Annotated in this window: 14 protein-coding genes and 2 pseudogenes; 7 read left to right on the forward strand and 9 right to left on the reverse strand. The window is 62.6% G+C overall.

From position 1 onward, the window contains the following. The first annotated feature begins 120 nt into the window (after positions 1-120). The 5 genes from ACMX2H_RS13175 (at position 121) to ACMX2H_RS13195 (ending at position 10,437) form a co-directional block, all read left to right on the forward strand. Positions 121-1,224 (forward strand): HigA family addiction module antitoxin, encoded by a 1,104-nt coding sequence (locus ACMX2H_RS13175; protein WP_414960936.1) that lies wholly within the window; start codon positions 121-123, stop codon positions 1,222-1,224. A gap of 666 nt (positions 1,225-1,890) precedes the next feature. Next, complete coding sequence (locus ACMX2H_RS13180) at positions 1,891-4,806, forward strand: SNF2-related protein (RefSeq protein WP_414960937.1); 2,916 nt, start codon at positions 1,891-1,893, stop codon at positions 4,804-4,806. Positions 4,807-4,865: 59 nt separating this feature from the next. Continuing rightward, on the forward strand, positions 4,866-6,743 hold the full coding sequence (locus tag ACMX2H_RS13185) for a site-specific DNA-methyltransferase (RefSeq protein WP_414960938.1): 1,878 nt from the start codon (positions 4,866-4,868) through the stop codon (positions 6,741-6,743). Then, entirely contained in the window at positions 6,743-9,721 is a 2,979-nt protein-coding gene (locus tag ACMX2H_RS13190) for a restriction endonuclease (protein WP_414960939.1), read from the forward strand. Before ACMX2H_RS13185 ends, ACMX2H_RS13190 begins: the two co-directional genes overlap by 1 nt. Beyond that, on the forward strand, positions 9,718-10,437 hold the full coding sequence (locus tag ACMX2H_RS13195) for an 8-oxoguanine DNA glycosylase OGG fold protein (protein WP_414960940.1): 720 nt from the start codon (positions 9,718-9,720) through the stop codon (positions 10,435-10,437). The genes ACMX2H_RS13190 and ACMX2H_RS13195 overlap by 4 nt, the downstream gene beginning before the upstream one ends. A 461-nt stretch (positions 10,438-10,898) precedes the next feature. Here the strand turns inward: ACMX2H_RS13195 and ACMX2H_RS13200 are convergent. Further along, positions 10,899-11,756: pseudogene (locus tag ACMX2H_RS13200) on the reverse strand (ParB/RepB/Spo0J family partition protein); the annotation flags it as partial. A 46-nt stretch (positions 11,757-11,802) separates the two neighbouring features. After that, entirely contained in the window at positions 11,803-12,192 is a 390-nt protein-coding gene (locus tag ACMX2H_RS13205) for a heavy metal-responsive transcriptional regulator (RefSeq protein WP_414960941.1), read from the reverse strand. Positions 12,193-12,364: 172 nt separating this feature from the next. On the opposite strand from ACMX2H_RS13205, the gene merA reads away from it, so the two are divergent. Next, positions 12,365-13,807: a mercury(II) reductase gene (merA, locus tag ACMX2H_RS13210; RefSeq protein ID WP_414960942.1), complete on the forward strand. Its 1,443-nt coding sequence runs from the start codon at positions 12,365-12,367 to the stop codon at positions 13,805-13,807. A gap of 42 nt (positions 13,808-13,849) precedes the next feature. Here the strand turns inward: merA and ACMX2H_RS13215 are convergent, their stop codons facing one another. From ACMX2H_RS13215 to ACMX2H_RS13230, 4 genes and pseudogenes are all read right to left on the reverse strand, one after another. Then, entirely contained in the window at positions 13,850-15,982 is a 2,133-nt protein-coding gene (locus tag ACMX2H_RS13215; protein ID WP_414960943.1) for a tyrosine-type recombinase/integrase, read from the reverse strand. Further along, positions 15,979-17,103 carry a tyrosine-type recombinase/integrase gene (locus ACMX2H_RS13220; RefSeq protein ID WP_414960947.1) on the reverse strand — a complete coding sequence of 375 codons (1,125 nt, stop codon included), beginning with the start codon at positions 17,101-17,103 and terminating at the stop codon, positions 15,979-15,981. The genes ACMX2H_RS13215 and ACMX2H_RS13220 overlap by 4 nt, the downstream gene beginning before the upstream one ends. A gap of 71 nt (positions 17,104-17,174) precedes the next feature. Next, positions 17,175-17,669: pseudogene (locus ACMX2H_RS13225) on the reverse strand (ParB/RepB/Spo0J family partition protein); the annotation flags it as partial. Between the two features lie 605 nt (positions 17,670-18,274). Continuing rightward, complete coding sequence (locus ACMX2H_RS13230) at positions 18,275-18,703, reverse strand: hypothetical protein (RefSeq protein WP_414960944.1); 429 nt, start codon at positions 18,701-18,703, stop codon at positions 18,275-18,277. 428 nt (positions 18,704-19,131) lie between these two features. Here ACMX2H_RS13230 and ACMX2H_RS13235 point away from each other — a divergent pair, with 428 nt between their 5' ends. After that, positions 19,132-19,380 (forward strand): hypothetical protein, encoded by a 249-nt coding sequence (locus tag ACMX2H_RS13235; RefSeq protein ID WP_414960945.1) that lies wholly within the window; start codon positions 19,132-19,134, stop codon positions 19,378-19,380. 85 nt (positions 19,381-19,465) lie between these two features. Here the strand turns inward: ACMX2H_RS13235 and ACMX2H_RS13240 are convergent, their stop codons facing one another. The 3 genes from ACMX2H_RS13240 to ACMX2H_RS13250 form a co-directional block, all read right to left on the reverse strand. Further along, entirely contained in the window at positions 19,466-19,612 is a 147-nt protein-coding gene (locus ACMX2H_RS13240; protein ID WP_169304042.1) for a hypothetical protein, read from the reverse strand. 188 nt (positions 19,613-19,800) lie between these two features. Then, complete coding sequence (locus ACMX2H_RS13245) at positions 19,801-20,778, reverse strand: DUF4192 family protein (protein WP_414960946.1); 978 nt, start codon at positions 20,776-20,778, stop codon at positions 19,801-19,803. 500 nt (positions 20,779-21,278) lie between these two features. Next, a partial coding sequence (locus ACMX2H_RS13250; RefSeq protein ID WP_462677833.1) for an ATP-dependent DNA ligase occupies positions 21,279-21,940 on the reverse strand: 662 nt, incomplete at its 5' end.

Here is a 21,940-nt window from a genome sequence, read left to right on the forward strand (position 1 = left end):
CCCGTGCTGTCTTAGATCGGGCAGCATTGCCCGACCACGCTTCTTCGCAAGCGCTACTCGTCCAGGACTTCCGTATTCGCGGCCGGTCAATCCTCCGACCTGCGATCTGAATCGAGACTCATGAACACGTATATCGCCACAGACGCCCAGTTCGACTTCGCCCCGCGGCCCGGTCGCCTACTGCAACGCGAGCTCGACGCTCGTGCGATCAGCCAAGCGCAGCTTGCCGCCCGCACCGGACTCAGCCCGAAGCACATTAACCTCGTCATCAAGGGAACAGCCGCGCTATCTCCCGACGTCGCTGTCACTCTGGAACAGGTTCTCGGGACGTCCGCCGAGACCTGGCTTCACCTGGAGGCGGCGCATCAGGCACATGAGGCGCGAAGGGAGAGGCACAACGCTCTCGCCGGATTCGTCGACTGGGCAAACTCTTTCCCCCGCCAGTTGCTTATCGATCGCAAGGTAATTAACGGGTCAGATTCCGGCCCAAACCTCGCGGCAAAACTTCTTTCTTTCTTCTCAGTAGCGTCTCCCAGCGCGTACGCGAAAACTTGGCTTGAGCCACAGGCGTCATATAAAAGAAGTCAGATCCATTCCATTGATCCAAACTTGACTGCCCTCTGGCTGCGCATATCGGAACTGCACGCTGCCGACCTCATCGCAGACGCTCCGATGTACGATTCCGCGAAGCTGCAGGCTGCGGCCGCCCTATTGCCTAAGCTCACAGTCAATGACGACGTAGGGGTGGCATTCAGGAAAGCGCAAAAACTTCTGCTAGACGCGGGCGTCGTTCTCGTATTTGTCCCAGAAATTCCAAATACTCGAATTAGTGGTGTATCGCGTTGGATCAACGGAACGCCAATGATCGCGGTGACGAGTCGATACAAGGCTCTCGATAGCCTGTGGTTCACGCTCTTACACGAAATCGCTCACGTACTTCTTCACCCGAAAAGAAGCACATTCATTGATGGGTTCAAGGCTGACGACGACGCGGACTCGCAAGAGACGGCCGCCAATACGTTCGCGGAGGACCATCTCATTCCACCGGCCTACAGGGCACAACTTGCCGCAACAACGACAGTGAAGGATATAGTTTCCCTCGCTAATATGCTCGGTGTTTCTCCCAGCCTCATTGCCGGACAGTGGGCGTTCAGAACCAAGACGTGGGGCGGGCCGATCGCGAAGCTACGCAAGAAAATCGATCTCGCGGAGTTGGTGGCGTAGACGAGGCCGAGATGGACAAGTGAAAGTTTGGTTCGCGCAAAGTGCGCCCACCAGTATTCTCCCGAGCAGTGGCCATGGCATGTAATAACCTGCCCGCGTCAAAACGTTAGGCTTGCAAGACATAGAATCGCTACGTTGAGCTGTGAAAGCCGCCATTTCCACTTAACAGTCGCAGCTCGGGGACGTCCAATGCTTGCCATGATGCCTCATCACATCAAACGTCCCTCTTTGTGTTTGTGAAACCAGCGGAAGTGAGACATATTGATGAGACAAGGCCCTCCTTCAAGAACCGCCCGCCCTCCCAAGCTGACTGCGAGAACCTGTCGTCTCAACAGGCGGTCCTTAACCGAGACGTGGACCGCGGGTAGTTGGCGGACGGTGCGCTGGAGTCGAGCCAGGCTCCTGAAGCCTGCTTCAAATTCAGCGAGGCTGAGAGTACCGCAGGCCACGGCGCCCTTGAATGACCACGCTCGGCGTGGCGCGAGATCGGTGTCGGATGTTCCCGGTAGCGTGGTAGACGGACTTGAAGAGAATTAAATCGCGCCCTCGGCGCGGAGGGGCGGCGACACCGATGGGGCGCAGACAAGCATGGCCATCTCGCCGCGGCGGCCGGCAGGTCGCCGCGGCTTCGTTGTGTCTCTTTCCTTCTCCCCTGAAAGCTCTCGGATGAGCCGTACGCTGACCCCGCACCAGGCGAAGTATTACGCCCATGAGCTGCAGCGCAGCTACGCGAACGACCACGTTGGCAAGCTCGCGGGGCTACTCTTCGACGCGCAAGTCGAGCCGAAGCCGCACCAGATCGACGCCGCTCTCTTCGCTCTGCAGACGCCGTTCTTGCCGGGCGTCATCCTCGCTGACGAGGTCGGTCTGGGCAAGACGATCGAGGCGGGCATTGTCATCTCTCAGTACTGGGCGGAGCGGCGGCGAAGCATCCTGATCATCGCACCGTCGAGTCTGCGTCAGCAGTGGCAGCAGGAGCTGTATGAGAAGTTCCTGATTCCCTCCTCGATCCTGGATCCCAAGTCGAAGGATGCGCTGCTCGCAGAATCCGGCTCGCGCGCATCTCAGGTACTGATCTGCTCGTATGAGTTCGCACTTCGCCACGAGGCGTCTCTCCTCAAGGCATGGGATCTCGTGGTCGCCGACGAGGCCCACCGACTGCGCAACTACTGGACAGGTAAGACGAAGGCAGCAGAAGCCGTCGCGCACATCGTTCGGGGCGCGCACAAGACGGTACTGCTCACCGCGACACCCCTCCAGAACAAGCTCGAAGAGCTGTATGGCTTGGTGTCGATCTTCGACCCCGGCTACTTCTACTCGCTCGATGCGTTTCGGGAACGGTATGTCAAGAACCGCGACCTCGGCGGCGATGACGATCTTGTTGAGCGGGTGGCGGCGCTCTCGAAGCGTACGCTCCGGCGGGACGCGGACAAGTACATCCACTTCACCAAGCGCCTGCCGCTCACTGTCGAGTTCACGCCGTCGCCGAATGAGACAAAGCTCTACGATCTGGTCAACGATTACCTGCAGCGCGATGAGCTGTTCGCGTTCGCGGGGTCGCAGCGCCACCTCTCCGCGTTGATTATCCGCAAGCGATTGGGATCTTCGACCTACGCCGTGGCCAGCACGCTTGAGAACATCGCCAATCGGCTCGCCGACGAGGTCGCCGCCGGCCAGCGCCGTGATGGCCGTGGCGGACTGGTCGCGGCGGACTTCGCAGTCGACGACGAGATCACGAGCGAAGAACTCGAAGAAGCCGAGGAGATCGAGGCCACCGTCGCGACATCGACGGGCTTCAGCGCTTCGTCCACCTCGGCACCGCTGGACGAGACACTCCTGCTAGCCATGAAGGCCGAGGTGGCGGAGTTGCGGGAGTATGCCGCGTTGGCGCGCTCCATCACCGAGAACCAGAAGGCCGTCAAGCTCGGCGAGGCGCTTGACCTTGGGTTCGAACGGCTCCGCGAGCTCGGTGCTCCGGAGAAGGCCATTATCTTCACAGACTCAACCAAAACGCAGGAGTACATCGCGCGGTCGCTCCGTAACGCCGGTCGTGGCGAGGGACTCGTGCTGTTCAATGGCTCGAACAACTCACCCGAGCAGACGGCGATCTACCGGGACTGGCTCAAGGCCAACAAGGACGGCGACCTGATCACCGGCATCGCCGCTGTCGATCGGCGCAAGGCACTCGTCGAATACTTCCGCACTCAGGGCACGATCATGATCGCGACCGAAGCGGCTGCCGAGGGCATCAACCTGCAGTTCTGCTCGATGCTCGTCAACTATGACTTGCCCTGGAATCCGCAGCGGGTAGAGCAGCGCATCGGCCGCGTGCACCGCTATGGGCAGAAGCACAACGTCGTGGTCGTGAACTTCTCGAACAAGGGCAACACCGCCGAGCAGCGGATTTTGGAGCTGCTCACCAACAAGTTCCAGCTCTTCTCGAGCGTGTTCGGGGCCAGCGACGAGGTCCTCGGTGCCATCGAGGACGGCCTCGACTTCGAAAAGACGATCAGCGACATCCTGAACCGCTGCAAGAGCGCCGACGAGCTGGATGCGGCTTTCAAGGAGCTTGAGGGCCAGTACGCGACCGAGATTTCCCGCGAGATGGCCACCGCCAAGGCCAAAGTGTTCGACAACCTTGACCCGCACGTTCAGGACCGTCTCAAGGCGTACGACACGCAGTCCGGTGAGGTGCTCAACAAGTTCGAGCGCCTACTGCTCGCCGTGACGCGGCACGGGCTGGAACGGTTCGCCACCTTCGAAGGCGACGGGCGCACCTTCGTGCTGAACGAATCACCTGTGAAGGACGCACCCACCGGACGCTACTTCTTCAAGTCGCAGCCCCTCGACAACGCTCACCAGTACCGTTACTCGAGCCCGCTGGCCCAGCACGTCGTCGATGCCGCCAAGGTGCACGAGACCCCGTCGCAAGAGCTGACTTTCTCGCTCGGCCAATCAGAACGCGTGAGTACCGCAATCAAGGCGCTCGAGGGCAGCAACGGCGAGCTGACCGTCAGCCTGGTCACCTTCCGCATGAAGGCCCGAGACGAGGATGTCTCCGAGTCCTACATGCTCGCTGGCGGCCTGACCGACGACGGGCGCTGGCTCGACGACGAGTACGTCGCCGACATTCTCGATCTGGCATGCACATCCATCAGCGAGCAGCCGGCAGTGATCGATGAGAGCCGCTTCACCACTTATCTGGACGCTCGTCGGGCTGAGCTGGAGAAAGAGGTGCAGGGCCGCAACTCCCGCTACTACGACCAGCAGGAGGAGCTGCTCTATCGCAACCAGCAGGACCGGAAGGCCGAGCACGAGGGCGCGATCCGCGACTACCGGGCCAAGGAGAAAGAAGCTCGCAAGCTCGCCCGCCAGGCGGACGACCCGATGGAGCAGCTGCGGCTCAAGAAGGAAGCCCGCAGGTGGGAGCAGCGTGCGGAGGAGGCCGACGAGGACTTCCGCGAGACGCGCAAGAAGCTCCGGGCTGAAGCGGACAAGTACCTTGATCTCATCGAGCAATCCCTCAAGGGAACCCAGGACGCAGAGCACCTGTTCACGATCCGCTGGCGGATAGCCGCATAGACCAGTGGCCATTCACGAACCCGCCGAAATTCGTTGATTTTATGAAAGAGATTCACTGAATGACTGCCGATATTTACGAAATACCATCCACCACTCCGAACTTCCAGACCGAGCTGGCAGCGCAGCTTGCCGATCTGATTCCCGAGGCCATCGCCGACGGCAAAGTGGATGTCGAGAAGCTCAAGGAGCTGCTCGGTTCGGATACCGCCGACACCAGCGAGCGGTTCGGCCTGTTCTGGCCCGGCAAGAAGCGGGCGCTCCGGGCAGCGCAGGAGCCGACGACCGCGACCCTGAAGCCCGACTTCGAGAACTCGAAGGAATGGGACACCACTCGGAACGTCTTCATCGAGGGCGACAACCTCGAAGTGCTCAAGATCCTGCAGAAGCATTACCACGCCAAGATTAAGTTGATTTACATCGATCCGCCCTACAACACCGGCAAGGACTTCGTCTACCCGGACAATTACAAGGAGGGGCTCGACACCTACCTCGAGTGGACTCGTCAGGTCAACGAAGAGGGCAAGAAGGTCTCGACGAACGCCGAGACCGAGGGGCGCTACCACTCCAACTGGCTCAATATGATGTACCCGCGCCTCAAGCTAGCGCGGAACCTGCTGACTGATGACGGCGCGATCTTTGTCAGCATTGATGATCATGAGGCGGCAAACCTGCGGCTGCTCATGGACACCGTATTTGGTGCGTCGAACTACGTAGGGGAGTTCGTTTGGCAGCACAGTATTCAGCCGAAGGGATACACGAACACAGTCTCGCTCCATCACAACACCCTCTTTTGCTACCGTCGTGGTGCGGCCTTCGAGTTGCACGCGCTGGAGCGCACTGCGGAGCACAACGTGAATTATCGCAATCCTGACAACGACCCTCGTGGACCGTGGCGGGCAGGCGATGTTCGGAATGCGTTGTACCGTCCGAACCTTCGGTATCAGCTGGCGACGCCAAGCGGAAAGGCCATAGACCCGCCCGAGAATGGCTGGCGCTGGAGCCCCGAAACAATGCAAGCGAAGATCGACTCAGGCGAGGTGAGCTTTAGCGCCGACGAATCGAAAATCACGCGGAAGATCTATCTCGACACTGTCGAAGGCCGAGCGGTCGAGTCCATCTGGTTTGGGCGTGAGGTCGGCGTTACTCGTGACGCGGCCCGCGAGCTGAAAGAACTCTTTGGTGGAGCCTTACCGTTCGACACGCCGAAGCCGACAAAGCTCATTGAGCGCATGATGCAGGTCGTCGGAGTGGGCGGTAACGACATCGTCCTTGACTTCTTTGCAGGTTCAGGAACGACTGGCCACGCAGTCATGGCGGCGAATGCTGCTGACAACGGGAGTCGCCGATTTATTCAGGTTCAGCTCCCAGAACCTGCCGATGAAAACTCCGATGCGCGCAAAGCCGGCTTTCTGGATCTTGCGGCTGTGACTCGAAAGCGGCTCGATCTCGCGGGCGAGAAGATCAGCGCCGATCCCGAGAATGGAATCGGCGAACAGGAACCAATCGATCTGGGCTTCCGCGCATATAAGCTCGCCGATACAAACTTCTCGAAGTGGAAAATCTCCAGTGACATCGAAGAGGACGCACTCCAGCAGCATCTGCTGCGCCTCCGAGACAGCGCCACCGACGATGCAACCGCAGACGAGCTGCTCACGGAGATCCTCATCAAGCAGGGTTACTCGCTGACGGAAGCAGTCTCTGCGGCAGAGGTCGCCGGCCTCAGCGTCCGGATCGTGCGTGACCGTGACGGGGACATCGGCGTGCTTGCTTATCTGAACGAGCACACGAAGCCGACGCTGGATCAGCTCCGCGCTTTCGTCGATGAATCTCCCACTCGCATCATCATCTTGGAGGACGCCTTCCAGGGAGACGATGAACTCAAGACCAACCTCGCCCAGCTCGCAAAGAGCAAGGGCATCGAACTCTGGACGGCGTAATGAGTGGGTCAGGGTTTCAGTTCGATGCCAGTCAGCAGTATCAGCTCGATGCGATCGCGTCAGTGGTCGACCTCGTCGACGGGCAGCCGCAGGATGCCGAGAAGCTCGTCACGACCCTTCGAGGCTCGGCTGTAATCGATGAGGCCAACCAGGCTGTGCTTGACATCGACCTGACGCAGGAGGTCGGCGCCGTTGGTAACAGCCTCGTGCTCGATCGCGATCTGATCCTCGCGAACTTGCAGCGGGTGCAGGATCGTAACGGCCTCGAGGTCGCGCCGAAGCTCTACGACGACGCGCTCGACTTCGACATTGAGATGGAGACGGGTACGGGCAAGACCTATGTGTACCTGCGCACGATCTTCGAGCTGGCGCAGAAGTACAACTTCACCAAGTTCGTGATCCTCGTGCCGAGTGTCGCGATCCGCGAGGGCGTCAGCACGAGCATCCGGCTCATGCGGGAGCACTTCGAGAATCTCTACACGAAGCACGGCATCACCTTCGACGCGTCGATCTACAGCGGCAAGAGTGCCGAAGAGGTGCAGTCGTTCGCGACGTCGACGAACGTGCAGATCCTGATCATGACGATCGACTCTATCCGCGGCAATGCCAATACCCGCATCATCCATCAGACTCGAGATAAGCTGAACGGGCTGCGCCCGATCGATTATCTGAAGGCGACCCGTCCGGTCGTCATCATGGATGAGCCGCAGAACATGGAGTCGCAGCTGTCTCAGTCAGCGGTGGGCGAACTCGACCCGGTCTTCACTCTCCGCTACAGTGCCACCCACAAGAAGCAGCGCAATGTGGTCTACCGGCTCGATCCGGTCGATGCCCACGATCTCGGGCTGGTGAAGCAGATCGTCCTCGCCGAGGTGCAGCAGCAGGGTGCTGACGCGACACCCTACATTAAGCTGGTCGAGGTTCGGCGCGAGCCGTCGTGGTCGGCACGGTTGGAGTTGTCCTGCCGTAAGGCCGACGGGTCGCTGGAGCGCCGTATCGTCAGCGTGAAGCAGCACCAGGAGCTCTCCGACGCGCGCGTCACCAACAACCCGATCTATGAGGGCTGGCGCATCAACGAGATGAGCATCGAGCCCGCCTACGTCGACCTCACCACGCACGGCCTCCTCTACCAGGGCGCAAGCATCGGCGCATCAGCCGGAGCGATCTACAAGGAGATGATCCGCGAGACCATTCGCGAGCACCTGCGCAAGGAATCGATCCTGCGGGCGAAGGGGATCAAGGTGCTCAGCCTCTTTTTCGTCGACAAGGTCGCCAGCTATCTGGGCGATGGCACGAACAATGAAGACGCGAGCGGGGACTTCGTCACTTGGTTCGACGAGGTCTTCGTCGAAGAGCGCGCTAAATCCGCACGTTATCAGGAACTGCTCCCGCAGGCGCCGAGCGAGCTTCGCCGCGCGTACTTCTCGCAGATCAAGCGCGGCAAGACCATGACGTACCAGGACTCGTCCGGTGCCACGAAAGCTGACGACGACGCCTACGAACTGATCATGCAGGCCAAGGAACGGCTGCTCGATGAGAACGAGCCGGTGCGGTTCATCTTCAGCCACTCGGCGCTGCGCGAGGGCTGGGACAACCCGAACGTTTTCCAGATCTGCACCCTGCGCGAGATGGGCGCGGAAGTTGAGCGCCGCCAGACGCTGGGTCGCGGCCTCCGCCTTCCGGTTGCGAAGACCCACGAAGGCTATGCCCGCGTCGCAGAGAGCGGCATCGCCACCCTCACCGTCATCGCGAACGAGTCGTACCAGGCGTTCGCGAAGAGTCTGCAGAAGGAGTATAAGGACGCCGGCGTCGAGATCGGGCGCGTGCGCCTGAGCGAGTTCTCCAAGATTGCGCTGCAAGACGCTGAAGGCGTACTCACCGATAATCTGTTCGGCTACCAGCACTCGGTTGAGGTGTGGAATCACCTCGACTCCCGTGGATTTATCGCGGACGGTGTTGTCACGCCGAAGTTCCAGCCGAACACGCTCGGTTTCAGTCTCGAACTCCCCGAACAGTACGAGGTGTACGAGACCGAGATCATCGCCTTGGTCGCCCGCGCGAACATCGGCAAGTACGTCAAACCGGTCAGCAAGCGTCAGCCTCGCGTTCTCAACAAGCAGCTCTACTCGACGCCCGAGTTCGAGGAATTCTGGGAGGCGATCAGCCGCAAGACGACCTACCGCGTGCGCGTCAGCCGGGACGAGATCATTAAGAACACGGTCAAAGCGATCAAGGAAGCGCCGAAGATCGACCCGCTGCGCATCCAGGTCACCCGGGCAGGTGTGAAGGTGCTGCGTGGCGGGGCGAGGGGCGAAGAGCTCGGCACCCGGTCAGCGGATCTCAAGGGTAGCTATGACCTGCCCGACATCATCACGGAACTCCAGGAAGCGACCTCCCTCACCCGCAAGACCATCGTCGACATCTTGCTCGACAGCGGACGGTTGAGCGAGTTCATCGGCAACCCGAACGACTTCATTGCGATGGCTAAGCGGGCGCTCCAGGGCGAGCTGGCCAAGATCGTGGTCGAGGGCATTCAGTACGAGAAGATCGCCGGTTCGGTCTATGAGCTGCGCGAGCTGCAGAAGGACGGCGCCGAGGAGAAGGAGCGCTTCCTCGACCAGATGTACAAGGTACAGCACACGCAGAAGACTGACTTCGACTACGTCGTCTTCGATTCTGATGTTGAGCGCCAGTTCGCCGAACTGCTCGACTCACGCGAGGACGTCAAGTTGTTCATGAAGCTTCCGGCCAAGTTCAAGATCGACACTCCGGTCGGGCCGTACAACCCTGACTGGGCGATTATCAAGCAGGAAGATGGCGAGGACCGGATATACATGATCCGTGAGACCAAGAGCACCCTCGATGACTCGAAGCTCCGCCCGACTGAGCTTGCAAAGATCAAGTCCGCAAAGCGCCATTTTGCAGCAATCGGCATCGACGACTACACGAGGTCCGTGCCAGGGAGCTGGAAGCTGTGAGCAGTGACATCGTCGGAGGGACCGTCTCGGCATCCGGCGCGGGTGCTCCCACCGCACTGCGGGACTGGATCACCACCAATCCCCGCAACACAGCCATCCATGACCACGGCTTCACATTGAATACCGGGTGGTGGAACGACAGGATCGTGGGCTTGCCAGGCGCACCGATTGCGGGAGGTTCCCGGAGCGCGCACATCACGCGGGCAGATCTCTTCGCGATGGCAGACCGGGCTCTGGCTGACGGCACCGGAACCGGCGCGCTGCAATTGCTCTGGCATACCCTCGTATGGGGGTCAGGTTCGGACCACCGGCGCGATCCCCGCCGAATCGCTTCAATACGCGAGAACCCCGAGGAACTCGGCAAACTACTCCGCGACGCTGCCGAGCGGGTGCGGACAGATGTCCGGGAAGCTTTCCTGATGCTGAAGCCGGGCCGCCCGGCGATCAAATTCCTCGGCCCGAACTTCTTTACCAAGTTTCTCTACTTCGCCGGCGGCGGGGACCCCACCCATCGGGCTTTGATTGTGGACCGTCGTGTACGCGAAACCCTGCACCGGGTCACCGGACACGACACGTTCCGGGCACAAGGGAATTACCGCTCTAGCAGCTATCTCGCAAGCATCGAAACCATGGAGGAATGGGCTGCCGACGTCTCAAGCCCCCAACGACGAGTCGCCGCGGACGAGGTGGAACGCTGGGCGTTTAGCGCCCGCTGAAGTCAGCCGATGTTCGTAGCTCTACGCCAAAGCGATACACACAACAGACGGCTCCGGCAACCTAGGCATCCCGGTCTGCCAAGCTCTCACCTGAACAGCCCGAGCAAGTTGCCTACCTCATGTCAGGAACATGTACGTCCGCGCGATTGCGCACCTTCTATCCAAAGCGAAAGGGCCGACACCTAGCTGTCGGCCCTTTCTGGGTTTCCCTCTGCAAAGGAAATCTGTGTTTCAGCGTAGCTGCATTGTTGTGCTGCCACGGGGCTTGGGATCGTCGTTGTTCCTGGTTCCGCGGTGGATTGGTTCTTGGGGGTGTGTCGCGTGGAGCGGCGGTCCGCCGCTGGTGAGTGGCTATTGTGTCTTGGCCTGGCGGCGGACCGCCCCACTTTTGGGAGGCTCCTGGACGGCGTGTGGGGTGGTGCCTTGCCGGGCGGTATGTCCTGCCGCCCGGCAAGGTGGTTTTATGCGGCGTCGGTGGTTGCTTCCTTGCCGCTGTCAATGATGATCTGCTCGGTCTCGGAGGCGGTGTAGCCCCAGGTGACCAGCTGATTGAGGTAGTCGCGGTGGCTTTGGTGCGGTGACCGCCATGAGTCCTTGGCAATGGTCTTTTCGTATCCTGCGCAGATCAGTGCGATCAGGGAGAACTCGGGCCGGGCTGTGGTGTTGGCGACGTGGTCGCGGAGGGGGTTCCAGCCCCAGCGTCCGGCCTTGTCGTCGGTTTTGGCTCCGATCATGTCTGCGGCAACTTCGCCCTGGTAGCCGGTGGCGGTCTCGGGGTGGTGGGTGATGGCGTGGACGGTGAAGTACTGCCATCCCTTCGGTGCCTGCTTCCGTGCCAGCAGGTTCTTCACAAACTCCCGGCGGACGAAACCAGCGGACTCCATCGCCTTGTTATTGGCGATAAGTGTTTTGCGTTCGGCTTTCTGCTCCTCGGTCATGGGGCCGGACTGTGCCTGACGGCCGCCGTCGTAGCGTTCGTGGCGCGGGGTGAAGCCGAGTTCCTTCCACCCATTGATGACCGGTTTGGCGGAGTGGTTGCCTTGCCAGTCGCGCTGGATGATGTAGGCGTTGGCGTCGTCCTCGGTGGCCGGTTCGCCGTCGGCCCGGTTCGCGGCCGAGACGTACAGGGCGTCTTCGTCGGCGTAGTGGCCCGCGTCCTCCACGATGGCCTTGCCCTGGCTTTCGAGTTCGGCGATCAGCGCGGCGCGGGCGGCGGCGATGTCCCGCTTGTCCCGCAGGCGCTGGGTGACGTGCAGGAGCATGTCGGGTTCGTCGGCGAGGACTGATTCAAGTTCCTCGGTCGCGTCGGGATCGTCTTCAATTATGTGGACAAGGCTTTGAGGTCAATGCAGGTGACTCACTCGGTTAGATGTAGCTGCAGATGCGATCCGATTCGCAGTTTGCAGAGGTGCCGGCTGAGACGGTGGCGTGAAGTCCGGCCACTGTTGCCCGGAGGGCGGTCAGCTCCGCAATCTGTCGGTCCAGGTCGGATAACTGGTGGGAGAGCAGGTCCTGGACGTGGGCGCAGGGAGCTTCTCCGGCGTCACGGAGGCCAAGAATTTCCCGTATCTGCGTCAGGGCGAGGCCTGCGGCTCGTCCGCGTCGGATGAACTCCAGCCTGGCCACAGAGTCTTCGGTGTAGTCCCGGTAACCGTTAGGGGATCTTTTGGCTGCGGGGAGAAGCCCGCTGTCCTCGTAGAAACGCAAGGTCTTTGTCGTCATCCCTGCCGCTGTCGCGGCCTCACCGATAAGCATGATCAACCCTTTCATCGAAGGCCGCCAGGGGTGGGCACCTTGACATTCCAGTTTAGGGGAAGGTTGAGAATGGGGGCAGAGCAGGTCTTCGACCGAAGGCCGGTAGATCGGCCGCCAGGGAGCCAGCAGCGCATTCTGGACGGCTGCTTCCCCTCCCATTTATAGGAGTCCCATGTCTGCACCAGCATTCGATTATGACCTGGCCATTATCGGTTCCGGCGGCGGCGCGTTCGCTGCGGCCATCCGGGCCACCAATCGCGGTAAGCGGGTGCTGATGGTTGAGCGCAGCACCGTGGGCGGCACCTGCGTGAACACCGGCTGCATACCTTCCAAGGCCCTGCTGGCCGCCGCCGAAGCCCGCCATGTTGCCCTGGACGCTTCTGGTCGGTTTCCTGGCATCAGCACCTCTGCCGGGCCGGTTGATATGCCCGATCTAGTCGGCGGGAAGCGGTCCCTGGTCGAATCCATGCGGTCAGAGAAGTATGTGGACCTCGCCGCGGACTACGGATGGAAGCTGCATCATGGGACGGCGGCGTTCGCCGGGACCGCGGCCGCGCCCGTTCTGAACATTACCGGTGCGGGTGGTACCACCGAGACAGTGAGCGCGGAACATTACCTGGTGGCAACTGGCTCCACCCCCTGGATCCCGGAGGTGGCGGGAATGGAAGAGGTGGACTATCTGACGTCCACGAGTGCGATGGAGCTGCAGGAAGTTCCCGCTTCCATGCTCGTGCTGGGCGGCGGGTATGTGGCGCTGGAGCAGGCCCAGCTTTTCGCCCGGCTCGGGACGAAGGTGACCATGCTCGTGCGTTCCAGGCTCGCCTCGTCCGAAGAGCCTGAAGCTGGGCACGCCCTCATGGGTGTCTTCGACGATGAGGGCATCCGAGTCGTCCGCCGCGCGACCGTGTCCTCAGTCGGCACCGATTCGGCTACGGGGGATGTGGTCGTGGACGCCTCCGTTTCAGGAGGGCAGGAGGAGTTCAGGGCTGCCCGCCTGCTCGTTGCAACAGGCCGGCGCCCTGTCACTGAGGATTTGAACCTATGCATGGTTGGCGTCGAGACCGGGGACCGCGGGGAAGTCCTGGTGGACGGGACCCTTCGCAGTACTAATCGGAGGATCTGGGCCGCGGGTGATGTGACTGGGCATCGGGAGTTCGTCTACGTAGCCGCCGCCCATGGGGCCCTGATGGTGGAGAACGCCTTCGAGGGCGCCGGGCGCGAGGTCGACTACCGGCACCTCCCCAGGGTCACTTTCACCAGCCCTGCTCTGGCCGCCGTAGGGATGACTGATAAGGAAGCGAATCAGGCCGGGATCAGGTGCATGTGCCGGGTTCTGCCGCTCAAATTTGTCCCGAGGGCCCTGGTGAACCGTGACACCCGCGGCTTCATCAAGATCGTTGCCGATGCCGACACCGGCCGGATACTAGGGATCACTGCGGTGGGTAAGGAAGCCGGGGACATCGCAGGGGCCGGGGTCTACATTCTGGAGGCCGGGATGACCGTTGATCAGGTCGCGAACCTCTGGAGCCCCTACCTAACCATGGCTGAAGGCATCAAGATCGCAGCCCAGTCCTTTACTACTGACGTCTCCAAACTTTCCTGCTGCGCTGCCTAGCCCGGAGACGGTCGGGCGAGACCCCTTGGTGAGGTGCGCGCTTTAGAGATCCTTCCTATCCCGGTGATGAGGTGGTGGGGTGTGTTCGGCCTCCGGCTCGAGGTCGTGGAGAAGTTGGTGGATGCGGCGTTGTGTTGCCTGGTGTCGTTCGACTTCACGGAGCCAGCCCCGATCCTGGGCATCGGCGATAAGTTCTTCCTCGCGGCCCAGTCGTGCCCTGAGCCTGGGGACGTATTCGCTTGTGGTGAGGAATTTCGGGCAGGAGAGCATGAGTTCACACTCGCAAGGCCCTTCAGCAGGCAATCGCAGGCAATGTCCGAGTTCGAGTTCGGTCTTCAGGAAATTGGTTTGCAGCCAATGAACGGACTCGTCGTCCAGCCTTCCGCTCATGAGAGCTTCCGCCGCTGGCCCTGCGATTCGGTTACCGGAAGCCAGTGCCTCCTCGTACTGGCGGCGTACTTCGGGGTCGGAGATCCTGCTGTAGATCATGGACATCGAAGCGCTCTTGTGACCGAGGATCGTCATGATGGTCTGAATCCTCGCTCCCCCTTCGGCGAGCTGTGTGCCGAGGGTGTGGCGCAGCCTGTGTGCGCTGACGGTCCTGGTTCCCTTGGAGTCGACAAGGCCGGCGGCGGTGCACGCCTTCTCAAAGGCGTCGTCGAAGAGGGTCGCCGATGACAGGAGTTTGCCCTTGCGAACGAAGATGTAGTTCTCCAACCGACCGGTGGTGGGATCACGCCGCGCCACTGCCTTCATCGTCTTGGCCTGGTTGATTATCTCCTGCAGGGCAACGGCCGCGTCAGCGTGAAGAGGGATGAGGCGTTCGGAATGGCCTTTGCCAACCGGGATCCGCAGCCTCGGGTGGCCGCTGGTATAGGTGTCGAGGCAGTCCCAGGTAAGTCGTCGGATCTCGTCCCGTCTGGCGCCGGACCACCGCAGCAGCAACAGCGCGGTCCGCTGCAATGGGTCGGTGAGGCCTTCTATCGCGGTCATCAGGGCGTCCAGCTCGTGCCGGGGCAGGTATCGGGGAACTGTCTCCTGCCTGCGAGGCGCGTCCCGGCTCGTGAGCAGCGGCCTACCGGGAACGTCCTCCCAGCCCCATATGCCGGTATCGCGACAGAATGCTCCGATGGCATTGATCTCGTGCTTGCGGGTGGTCACGTGCAACGGTTGGCCTGTGTTCTGACTCGGGTAGGTAGGTAGCCAACGGAGATATTCCTCAAGCAAGGCCCGGTCCAGCTGGGCCAGGGATGTGATGTCTGGGTGTTCACGACCGAGCCAGTTCACGAAGCGCCGCAATCCCTCCCTGGCGATCCTAACCGTCTGTGGGCGGTCGAACTGTGCCTCGAGCCGGGTGAGGAGATAGCGCTCGATGACGGCCCGGATCCGCGGCGGGCAGGGTTCCGGGAGCAGGTTTTCTTCCCAGCTCTCGCGGCGCCTCGTGCCGGCAAGCGGCGGGTCGGTGACCTGCCCGATGTTAAACAGCAGGACGTGCAGGCAATGGACTTTCGCCAGGTGAGCCCGAGCGAAGCGTTCGCCGGCGTTGTCGCCTGTCATCTGCCAAGGGGACTTTTGGTAGAGAGCGGCCCGGAGCTGAGCGAAATCCTCCCGTTGACCGAAGGACCGTATCTGCTCAGCCATATCAAACAGGTCCTCGGCGGTGATCGCCGTAATATCAGGGTCGCCGCGATGCAGCAGTAGACGGCCGATCGCCCAGGTGAGGTTCGTACGGGATGACTCGGGACGGTATCCCAACTCCGTCAAGCGCGTCGTGTGAGTCTCAAAGAGGTCCAGGTCCACTCCGAGCCCGTTGCCGCCGGCCTGGATGCTGAAAAGCCGGGCGTACTTTCGGACGAACAGGAACTCGTAATCCAGCCCAACGCCGTGCACGAGGGCCAGATAGACCAGATAGCCGCTTGCGTCAAAGGTATCCGTGCGCCCCGTGGCGCGAAGGGGTCCGCCGGTGAAGCCAGCCCGAACCAGAAGAGGCGCCCGGAACCACTCCTCCAGATCAGGCCAAGCCAGAACAAACCGGCGGTAGGCTGCCAGTCGCTGGTAGCGGGCCGCGTAGTGGGGGATATACGCCTTGACCCACGCAGCGTACTCGGTCTCCGTAGCATGGCGGCGTGCGGTGGGAACGGTTATCCGTGCAGTTGCCCGTGCAGCGGAGGTCAATGGAGAGCACCCAAGGCAGCGCGGTACTCGTCGCGGACCTGTGAGTCCGAAACTCTGGTGTAAATCCTGGTCGACTCCGGTGATGCGTGGCCCAGGCGTTGTTGGAGTGCCAACTCGCGCATGCCGGCTTCCCACATCAGGGTCGCGTGTGTATGACGCAGGGCATGTGGTGTCTTCTCGGGTGCCCGCAGTCCGAGCCTGTTGAGCCGGCGGGCGAACATCCGAACCAGTGCGTCGTACGAAAGCGGATCACACGATCGGACACCGCGGCCGCCGACGAGGAAGAGAAACGGGCTCGCTGATTGGGGAGGGCGTTCACGCATGACATATCGGTTGACGGCGTCCAGGGTGCGGGGTTCGAGCACATCAACGACGCGTTCTTGGCGGGATTTCCCTCTCGCTCCGCGTGGATGGTCATCGCGTTTGCGGATGGTGACGCGCCGGTGCCCGTACGATATGTCCTCAAGGTGCAGGCTCAACACCTCCCCGGGGCGCAGTCCCCCGTCAAGCATCAGCAGGACCATGGCCAAGTCCCGCAGGGAGGTCATGCTGTTGAGCAGGGCCTCAACTTCAGGTAGGGCCAAGGGACGCGGCAGTCTCAGCGGCAGCTTGACTCTAATTTGTCGCCGCATCGGCTGCTGCCTGCTTGCACCGCCCGTGAAGGGGCGGTGCCGCTCGCTCACCATGGCCAATGACCGATCAGGTTGTCGGCGCATGGGGTTCTCCGCGTCGAACATCTCGGCGACGATGGCCCACTCGTAAAAGCTCGAGACGGCCGCCAGCACCCGGGCAACAGTGGCTGCGGCCAGGAGCCGTCCCTCAGGACCGGTCATGGCAAGGCCAAGCCGCTGGGCTGATCTCCGGCTCGGGCGCTTCCTCAGCCAGCCCAAGAAGTTCAAAGCCACAGCGGGGCGGAAATCGTCCCAGTCCGTGCCGGTCTCCTCGAGGAATTCAAACAAGTTCTTCAGATCAAAACCGTAGGCAGAAGCCGTGTTCGGACTGCCTCCGGAATCCAAAATGTGTTGCAAGAACCTGCAGACTGGGACCACCGCTGACCCATCTGGATCCAGAAGCATCACGGCGCAAACCGTCCCGGATGACTTGGTCGTTACAACCCGCATCTGCGTCACCCTTCCAGTGCAACACCCCTTGGCTCGCACGACTGTGAGGCGCGCAGTGTCCACATAAGAAAGAATTCGGCCAGAATCAGGGCTTCTTCGATGGTGCACCCCCTGCCCAGGGCGGCGTCCCCGGCGGTGGTGGACTTGGCTTTCAGCGCGTCCTCAACGTTGATCTTGGTCCGCCCGGTTTTCTTGGCGATCTGCGCCGCTGACACACCGATCAGGGAGAGCTGGTGGTAGGCCTCGGCCTCGTCGGCCTCGGTCAACGCGGAGCGTTGGATGTTCTCGACCACTTGGGTGAGAATGCGTTCTGCTTCCTCGGGGCTTTCGGTGACCATGACCGGGATCTCGGGGCGTTCGGCTTCGACGGCGGCGCGGGTGCGGCGCTGTCCCATCAGGACGTGTACCGTGCCGTCGTCCTTGCGGTGTGCGATCACGGGCTCGAGCACGCCGTGTTCCTTGATGCTGGCCACGAAGGCGGGGGTGAGCGCGGCGTCCTTGCGGACGTTGATGTCGATGGTCAGGGTCTTGGGGTCGAGCATTTCCAGCGTGGGTGTGGTGTTCATGGTGTTGCTCCTTTTGCAGAGGATTCCGGTGGGTGGGGCGACCAATGGTGACCGGCCAGCTTCCCCTCTCCCCCCGTTGTTTTTTGGCTGCTGGCGGAGCTTGCGCAGCTGTGCCCGACGCAGGCCCGTCTACCGCAAGGGCAAAGGGGTGGGAAATTCCTGGAGGAAATAAGCGAGGCACGAGCGCCGGAAGGAAATTCCTGCCCCTGCAGGCCCCGACGAAGGAGGGGCTAGACGGGGTGGAGCGGGCACGTACGATCCGAAGGACAGCAGCCAAAAAACGTCGTAGACACACCAGGTTCAGGGACGGCGGAGCTCTGCGGAGCCGGCACTGGACCAACAGCCGGCCGCGCCAGCGGACGCCCGAATCAGTGCGAGCCCTGCGAGCACCCTCTTTGTCCAGCAGCCTGTTGGACTTTCCCCGGTGCCGGCCAGGGACCCGGGGCGGGTCCGGGGCGGCAAGGTGATGAGCGTGTGACTTTTCGGGATTGGCGGGCCGCCGCCGGGGACCACGGCGGCAGCTGCACCGTGCGGCGGCCCGCCCGAACTTCCGCCGGGACGGGCTGGTGGCCGGAGCTGAGCGGTCCGGCCACCATGGGTGCTGGTTAGGCGGCGTGGACGGTGTAGGGCATCCGGTACCGGCTGGGCAGTTCCGCGGCGGCTTCGGGCAGGTCTGCCGGTCCGTGGGCCTGCCCGTTCTTCCAGTGGAAGAATGCCTGCTCGGTGATCGCGTCCCACTGCCGGGCCTTGGTCCGGTAGTAGGTGGTTTCCACGTCGCCCTCGCAGTAGGTGGCGACGCCGAACAGGTTGCCAATGGAATCGGCGGTGCGGACGGCGGCGACCATGACGTAGGGCCACTGGCCAAGGTCCCAGCCCTCGCTCCCCCAGCTGGGAATGACGGCCCAGCCGTGTTCGGCGATGCGGTCCATCCACTCGTACCCGCCGTTGGCGTGGTAGTCGCGCAGGACCGGGGCACCGGTGATGACCTCGCCGGTATCGGCGGTGGTTACCGTCTCGGTGGTGATCGCGTTCATGGTGTTACTCCTTTTGCAGAGGAATGTGGCGGGTGGGGCGACCAATGGCGACCGGCCACCTTCCCCGCTCCCCCGTTGTTTTTTGGTTGCTGGCAAGCTTGCTTGCTCGGCGGCCGACGGAGGCCCGTCTACCCGGAGGGCAAGGCCGGGAAAATCCTCGGAGGAAATAAGCGAGGAACGAGCGCCGGAGAGGAATTTCCGGGGCGCAGGCCCCGACGAAGGAGGGGCTAGACGGGGTGGAGCGGACGCCTAGAATCCGTAGGACAGCAACCAGAAAACGTCGTAGACACAACAGGGCCAGGGGTGGCGGAGCTCTGCGGAGCCGGCACTGGACCCAACAGCCGGCCGCGCCAGCGGACGCCCACCAGGGTGTAGCGCAGCGAAACCCCCAGCGCGCCCCGCGCGCTGCTTCTGCGTAGGGTAGGCGCATGAATGATCCTGCCCTGCATGATGGTGGGCGCCCGGGCCGCGCGAGACGCGCTCCTGGGTGGGATTCTCTGCGGGTTTACCGGGGCCTGGCCGTGGTGTTCACGGTCGCTGCCGGCGGGGCGCTGGCGTTGGTGATCCTGGATCTCTTCATCGGCCGGCCGATCGCCGGCGACCTCTTCATCCTCACACTGAACAGCCTCGCGGCGGCCGTTTTCTGGCGGCATGCCCAGGCAAGATCCCGGGCATGAAGAAGGCCGGCACCTTGCGGTGCCGGCCTTCTCGTTTTCCCTTGGGCAAAGGAAATCTGTGGGGCAGCGTCTCGCTGCCAGGCCGTTAGAAGTTATGGTGCTCCTGGGCCCATTCGGTATCAACCGGGCCGGTGGTTTCGCCGGCGGTGAGCAGGCTGAGCTCGATGACGTCCTCGGCGATGCTGGGATCTGCGGGTCGTTCGTCGTCGGTACGGGTGTTCTCGGTGCTCATGCTCGCGTTCCCATGGTCGATGCAGGTTCGTTTCTCCACTGTATCGGGGGTTTCTGCCCGTTGGGTTGGTTTGGTAGCTGCGCTCGCGCGAGCGTATGGCGGCCGGAGGAGCGCCAGCGGGGGAGGCCGCCCCGCCACCGAAAAAAGCCGGCCCGGGTCCTGTGAGCCCCGGGCCGGCCTGTTCCTGCTTAGATCATGCGGCGCTTGTATGCGGTTTCGACATTCCGGGCGACCTCGGCAATTGAGCCGCGGTTGATGAGTTCCTGCATGAGGACCGCGAGCCGGAAGCCGGGCACGTCGTTGGCGGCGTGCTTGAGGTAGCGGGTGGCGCCGGTGGCGTTGCCTTTGAGCCATTCCAGCCAGCCCATCAGGGTCAGCATGGGTGCGCGCTGGCCGGTGGGGACTGCTTTCATCAGTTCGAAGGCCATGGCTTCGGCGCGGTCGATGCGGTCCCAGTCGGGGCGGCCGGTGAACTTGCCGAGCATCACGTCAGCGAAGCTGCCGTTGTGGGTGGTGATGGTCTCCCGGAACATGAAGTCCCGGATGAACTTGTTCTGGAACGCGGCCGCGAGGTCCCGGGCGCTTTGCCCGTCCGGGGTCGCCGAACCGTCCAGCAGCACCGCCCACGCCGCGCAGGCCGCCTCGGTCTGGGCTTCCGTGCCCTCGGGCGTTTCGACGCGCAGCGCCCAGGTTCCCAGCAAAGCCGGGTTGTAGACGTCGACGTCGGTGGCGCTGCCCATGTAGGTCAGGGCTGCGTTGGCTTGGCTGTCGGTGATCTCATCCAGCGGGTTGTGTTCGTCGGTGCCGAATTCGGCCCAGTGGGTGGAGGTGACAAGCCAGACGTTCCGCACGGGCATCCGGGCCGCTGCGAGTTCGTTGACCAGGGCCGCGACGTGCGCGGCGTAGGGGTAGCCCTCCGGGTCTTCGTCGGTGTAGACGATGACGTAGGACGCGGTAGCTTCCTCGTCGTTGGCCGCGTGGCTGGTCAAGGTCTGCGCGTAGGGCACCGGTTCGGCGTGCTCCGGGGCGTCCACCCGCAGGGTCGCGCCCAGGGCGCCCGCCCGGGCGGTGAGGACGACGAACGACTCTGTGGGTTTGCTGCCCAGCAGGTGCGGGACGGTGGCGAGCAGGTCGGCGGGTCCGGTGAGGTTTAGTTTCTCGTTCATGGTGTTGCTCCTTTTTGCCCAAGGATTTCGGTGGGTGGGGCGGCTCAGGTGACCGGCCAGCGTCCCCTCTCCCCCCGTTGTTTTTTGGCTGCTGGCGGAGCTTGCGGAGCTGTGCCCGACGGAGGCCTGTCTACCCGCAGGGCAAGGGGCGGGAAATTCCCGGAGGAAATAAGCGACGAAGGAGCGCCGCAGGGACATATCCTGCACCGCAGGCCCCGACGAAGGAGGGGCTAGACGGGCTGGAGCGGGCACGTACGATCCGAAGGACAGCAGCCAAAAAACGTCGAAGACGTGGAAAAGGGCCATGGATCCCGGAGCTCTGCGACGGAAGCCCTGGCCCCAACAGCCGGCCGCGCCAGCGGACGCCCACCAGGGCGTAGCGCAGCGAAGACCCAGGGCTTTTAGGGGCCCGGGTTATGCCCATTGGCGGGCAGGTGGAGCCCTCCGCACAGCTCAAAGCTGTCCCCACTGGGTATAACCCGGGTCCTCGAAGCGGTTATCTACGGCATTCTTTCTTCCGCGGGATGGGTCACCGCTGCCGGATCCAGCTCCGGTCGGGCCCTCAGGAAGCGTACGGCGTGCCGGAAGGATGTACCGGACATCGCGGTGTCGGCCGAGACTTCGACGACGAGCGGTTCCACCAGGGTCAACTCGGTTTCGCCGGCGTCCGCGTTGAACCGGTCCAGCACCGTGGATTTCACCCGGTGCGGCCAGGGATGTTCCGGGCCCGCTGCCTGAAGCTGCGATCCCAGGAGTTTCGCGGCGGCGGCCTTCAACGGCGCCGAGCGTCCGACGATGCGCAGCTTTCCGTCGACGGGCAGCCCGACGACGATCGACTGCGGCCTGGCGATTGGACCGATCACCGCTGCGCAGACAACGTCTGCTGAGTGGCGGCTCTTGATTTTCTGCCACTGCCGCTGGCCGCCCTCATACGGTTGGCCTGCATCTTTGATCATGAGCCCTTCCAGGCCCAGGGCGGGCAGTTCCTCGAACCATGTCGCGGCTGTTTCCGGGTCACTGGTTCCGGGGCACAGTTCGAGGCCGCCGGCCCAGTCTTTCGCGAGCTCTTCGAGCAGCCGCCGTCGGACCCGGAACACCTCGCCCCGGAGGTCGTGTCCTGCGATAGCGAGCAGGTCGAAGGCGACGAAGTGGGCCGGCACCT

This window comes from Arthrobacter sulfonylureivorans (assembly GCF_047607445.1).
In the GTDB taxonomy this organism is placed as follows: Bacteria; Actinomycetota; Actinomycetes; order Actinomycetales; family Micrococcaceae; genus Crystallibacter; species Crystallibacter sulfonylureivorans_A.

What these genes read in the sequence shown, in the direction of transcription:
- ACMX2H_RS13175 (WP_414960936.1), top strand. Translation starts at nt 121, where the DNA reads ATGAACACGTATATCGCCACAGACGCCCAGTTCGACTTCGCCCCGCGG.
- merA (WP_414960942.1), top strand. Translation starts at nt 12,365, where the DNA reads ATGTCTGCACCAGCATTCGATTATGACCTGGCCATTATCGGTTCCGGC.
- ACMX2H_RS13190 (WP_414960939.1), top strand. Translation starts at nt 6,743, where the DNA reads ATGAGTGGGTCAGGGTTTCAGTTCGATGCCAGTCAGCAGTATCAGCTC.
- ACMX2H_RS13180 (WP_414960937.1), top strand. Translation starts at nt 1,891, where the DNA reads ATGAGCCGTACGCTGACCCCGCACCAGGCGAAGTATTACGCCCATGAG.
- ACMX2H_RS13205 (WP_414960941.1), bottom strand. Translation starts at nt 12,192, where the DNA reads ATGCTTATCGGTGAGGCCGCGACAGCGGCAGGGATGACGACAAAGACC.
- ACMX2H_RS13185 (WP_414960938.1), top strand. Translation starts at nt 4,866, where the DNA reads ATGACTGCCGATATTTACGAAATACCATCCACCACTCCGAACTTCCAG.
- ACMX2H_RS13220 (WP_414960947.1), bottom strand. Translation starts at nt 17,103, where the DNA reads ATGCGGGTTGTAACGACCAAGTCATCCGGGACGGTTTGCGCCGTGATG.
- ACMX2H_RS13240 (WP_169304042.1), bottom strand. Translation starts at nt 19,612, where the DNA reads ATGAGCACCGAGAACACCCGTACCGACGACGAACGACCCGCAGATCCC.
- ACMX2H_RS13230 (WP_414960944.1), bottom strand. Translation starts at nt 18,703, where the DNA reads ATGAACGCGATCACCACCGAGACGGTAACCACCGCCGATACCGGCGAG.
- ACMX2H_RS13235 (WP_414960945.1), top strand. Translation starts at nt 19,132, where the DNA reads ATGAATGATCCTGCCCTGCATGATGGTGGGCGCCCGGGCCGCGCGAGA.
- ACMX2H_RS13245 (WP_414960946.1), bottom strand. Translation starts at nt 20,778, where the DNA reads ATGAACGAGAAACTAAACCTCACCGGACCCGCCGACCTGCTCGCCACC.